A 3,364-nucleotide genomic window follows, 5' to 3' on the forward strand; every position below is an offset into this window, starting at 1 on the left:
GGTCCAGCAGGGTCGGCGGGCCGTGCTCCAGCTCGACCTCGAACTCGGTCCAGCCGCAGACCTCGGTACTGGTCCCGCCTGCCGGGCCGCCCTCGTCTGCGTCCATGGGTCGGGCTTCCCCGTCCGTCCCGGGGACCGCCGGCCGACCGTCCGAGGGCGTGGGGGCGAGGTGTCCGGCATCGAGGACCTGGGCCGCGACCCGGTCCTCGGTGATCTGCGCGAGCGTGTCTCCCCGCTCGTCGCGCAGCAGCAGCTGGGCGCGGCGGGTGCGCAGGTGCGCCACCGGGGCGAGCGTGGCGCCGCGAGTAAATGCTGTGACGAGTTGCGAGAACTCAGTCGGGACCTCGCCGGGGCCACTGGCCTCCAGCGGCAGCCGGACCTCCTGGCGCACGTCGTCGCCGCGCGGCAGCTTGAGGTGCCAGCCGGCATCGCTCCCGCCGGTGCGCCGGCGCACCGTGATCCCGCGCCCCAGGAGGCGCAGGTCCCGGCTGTCGTAATAGACGGCGTCAAGGTCCTGGGGTTCGGTGCTCTGCGCGGTTGCCACGCCGGGCACCTGGTCGAGCCGCTGCGGAAGCGCAGAGCCGTCGTACTTCCGCTCGGTCTCCAGATGCTGTGTGCTCATGCCCTGCGCGTGCCCGTGACGGCCGCGATCATGTGCAGGCGGGCAACACTGGAGGCATGGATCCGGTCGAAGCGCTGCGGCGGATCGCCTTCTCGTGGAACTGCTGACCGTCGAGGGCGCCGACCAGGCGTAGTGGCCGCCGCCGACGCCGAGGAACACACGGCTTTCCTCCGCGCGGGTGAGTGAGTGCTCGGCCACCGCGCTGCGACCTGCCGCAGGGGAGCGGAGCATGGGCGAGCCGCCCATGCCGGTCCCCGAGCCCGTCGCCGACCTGATCCGGGACTACCTGAACCCCGACCACCACCGCCTGCCCCACGCCAGTGCGCGAAGTCGGCAGTGGGCTCTTTCCTGGACGCCAAGCCGGCCAGCCCATGGCGGCGCGGAGTCTCCAGACGATCCTGAGGGAGGCCGGCATCGTGCCCGGTACCGGCCGGGCAGAGGCGCTGCGCCAGTTCGTCGCGCACACTCCGCCGCCTGTGGCCGCGAAGGCGCTCGGCTACCCCGACTTCACCACCGAGCAGGCCGCGACGGACATCGGGGCCACCTGGAGCCGGTATGCCTCCGGAGACCACGAGCGCGACCGCCCCCGGGCGCGCCGGTGAGTTACGGGCGCCGGGCGTGACGGCCCGGCTGGTTGCGGACCGCGGGGTGACTCCCGGCCCTGTCAAGCCGGCTGGTTGTTCGGCGGTGCGGCCTTGGGGGCTGCTCGGGTCGGGGGCGGGCAGCGGCCAGGTGGGTTGGGCGAGGTGGTGGCGCAGGACGTCGAGCCGGGCGAGGTGGGTGTCGAGGGCGGTGGTGACGGTGCTCGTGGTGGCGGCCACTCGTGTTTGGAGGTCGTGGATCCGGTCCAGGAGGTCCTGCCGGCGCTTCTCGGTGGCGGCAGGGTCAGGCGCGGCGTCGGTCGCTGTCATCGCGGAGCTGGGCGGTGTGGTGGGTGAGGGCGTCGAGGCGGGCGGCGAGGTCGTCCTGGCCGGTGCCGAGGTGGGGACGGACGGCGGCGAGGGGCTCTATGAGGTCGGCGGGGTCGGTGGCGCCGAGGGCGGCGGTCAGGGCGGCCTGGGCCGGGCGGGCGCTGGGGGCGAGTGCGGTCGTGGTGATCCGGGCGGCGAGGACGCGCAGCTCGGCGGCGTTGTCGCGGGCCCAGGAGGCCACGGTGCGCTCGGCAGCGCGGCGGTCACGAACGGCCTTGACGCGTTCCGCGCCGGTCCCGGCGGTGTGGCGGGTGGTTCCGGCGGGGCGCAGGCGCAGGTAGCGGTTCTCGGCGGCCTGGCGGCTGGCGACGCCCATGGGGTGGGCGAGGTCGGCCCAGGTGGCGCCGGCGTTGCGGGCGTTCTCCACGAGGCCGGCTTCCCAGCCGGCGAGCTGGGTGCGCAGTTCACGCAGCAGGACCAGGGCGGCCAGGGCCTGTCCGGGGCCGGCTTCCTCTTCCTCGGGGCCTTGGGCGCCGGGGGCGTCGGGGATCTGGGCGGCGCGGACGGCGTCGTCGATGGCGGCCAGGGCCGCCGCGGCGGCGAGGAAGGAGGCCGGTTCGACGGGCGTCTTCGGCCTGGTGGCGGGCTTCGGGGGCTTCTCACGCATGTTGTCACTCTAACGACGACGAGCAGTGTTTGTCATCGGAACGATGACGTGTTGGAAGGGTGTCAGGTGAAGCGCACTGGCACCCTTTGATCCCACTTGGAGGTGTTTCGCGATGCTGTTGCGCACCGACCCGTTCCGCGAGCTGGACCGGCTGACCCAGCAGTTCCTCGGTACGAGCGGCACGTGGTCCCGTCCCACGCCGATGCCGCTGGACGCGTACCGCGCGGGCGAGGAGTACGTGATCTGCTTCGACCTGCCCGGGGTGGACCCGGAGGCGATCGACATCGACGTCGAGCGAAACATGGTGACCGTCAAGGCCGAGCGCCGGCCGCGCCACCAGGGCGAGGACGTGAAGTGGGAGCTGTCCGAGCGCCCGCTCGGCGTGTTCTCCCGCCAGGTCATGCTCTCCGACACGCTCGACCCCGAGGGCATCACCGCCGACTACGACGCGGGCGTGCTGACCCTGCGCATCCCGGTCGCGGAGAAGGCCAAGCCCCGTAAGGTCGCGATCAGCCACAGCGGCACCCGCAAGCAGATCCAGGCCTGACTCGGCCCCGATACGGTCCCGCACCGCCCCGAAAATCCCCCCGACGGGGCGGCGCGGGACACCCCGCCCCCTCTCCCCGGGCCCGCGCGCCGCGCGAGGGCCGACCGGAACAGCGAGCAGCCCCATGCCAGACCAGGGCCAGGCTCCCTTCGTGGTGCGGGCACGCGGCGAGATCGACCTCGACGCCGCCCCGCGCCTGCGCCGCGAGCTGACCCGCGCGCTGGACGCGCACCGGGAGGTGCTGCTCGACCTGTCCCAGTGACGGACTGCTCGGCCCTGGGCGCCCTCGTCCAGGCCCGCAACCAGGCCGACCGCACCGGCGGCCGCCGGGTTCTGCGGGGTGTCGGCCACCCGGCCAGGCTGCTGAGACTCACCGGCCTCACCGGCCGCCTGGGCCCCACCTTCTAGCCGCCAGGCACCGCCCGCGTCGAAGGGAGGATCCGCGGTGACGCTTCGATGGGAGGCGTTCTTGGACCGGGTCCAAGAACGCGGCGAATACGACACCACCGAGGAGACCGAACGCGTGGCCCGCGTCGTGCTGGCCCTGCTCGGCGCCCACCTCGTAGGCCAGGTCCGCGCGGACCTAGCGGCCCGCCTGCCCGAGGCCCTCGCCCTAG

The 3,364-nt window shown here is 73.7% G+C and carries 7 protein-coding genes; 5 read left to right on the forward strand and 2 right to left on the reverse strand.

Translation table 11 applies throughout. The features are described from left to right. Positions 1-622 (reverse strand): CYTH domain-containing protein (locus tag ABD369_RS40265; protein WP_344641604.1); only part of this gene is annotated, 622 nt, incomplete at its 3' end. Between the two features lie 416 nt (positions 623-1,038). Between ABD369_RS40265 and ABD369_RS40270 the strand changes: the two genes are divergently transcribed. Beyond that, the gene (locus tag ABD369_RS40270; RefSeq protein WP_344641605.1) at positions 1,039-1,224 is read left to right on the forward strand and encodes a hypothetical protein; all 186 of its coding nucleotides are present in this window, start codon (positions 1,039-1,041) and stop codon (positions 1,222-1,224) included. Between the two features lie 283 nt (positions 1,225-1,507). Here the strand turns inward: ABD369_RS40270 and ABD369_RS40275 are convergent, their stop codons facing one another. Continuing rightward, complete coding sequence (locus tag ABD369_RS40275; protein WP_344641606.1) at positions 1,508-2,200, reverse strand: type III effector protein; 693 nt, start codon at positions 2,198-2,200, stop codon at positions 1,508-1,510. Between the two features lie 112 nt (positions 2,201-2,312). Between ABD369_RS40275 and ABD369_RS40280 the strand changes: the two genes are divergently transcribed. The 4 genes from ABD369_RS40280 to ABD369_RS40295 form a co-directional block, all read left to right on the forward strand. Continuing rightward, complete coding sequence (locus ABD369_RS40280) at positions 2,313-2,747, forward strand: Hsp20/alpha crystallin family protein (RefSeq protein WP_344641607.1); 435 nt, start codon at positions 2,313-2,315, stop codon at positions 2,745-2,747. A 124-nt stretch (positions 2,748-2,871) separates the two neighbouring features. After that, entirely contained in the window at positions 2,872-3,009 is a 138-nt protein-coding gene (locus ABD369_RS40285; RefSeq protein ID WP_344641608.1) for an STAS domain-containing protein, read from the forward strand. Beyond that, the gene (locus tag ABD369_RS40290) at positions 3,006-3,155 is read left to right on the forward strand and encodes an STAS domain-containing protein (RefSeq protein WP_344641609.1); all 150 of its coding nucleotides are present in this window, start codon (positions 3,006-3,008) and stop codon (positions 3,153-3,155) included. Before ABD369_RS40285 ends, ABD369_RS40290 begins: the two co-directional genes overlap by 4 nt. Before the next feature lie 37 nt (positions 3,156-3,192). Further along, a partial coding sequence (locus tag ABD369_RS40295; RefSeq protein WP_344641610.1) for a DUF2267 domain-containing protein occupies positions 3,193-3,364 on the forward strand: 172 nt, incomplete at its 3' end.

This window comes from Kitasatospora cystarginea (assembly GCF_039533515.1).
GTDB classification, from domain to species: domain Bacteria; phylum Actinomycetota; class Actinomycetes; order Streptomycetales; family Streptomycetaceae; genus Kitasatospora; species Kitasatospora cystarginea.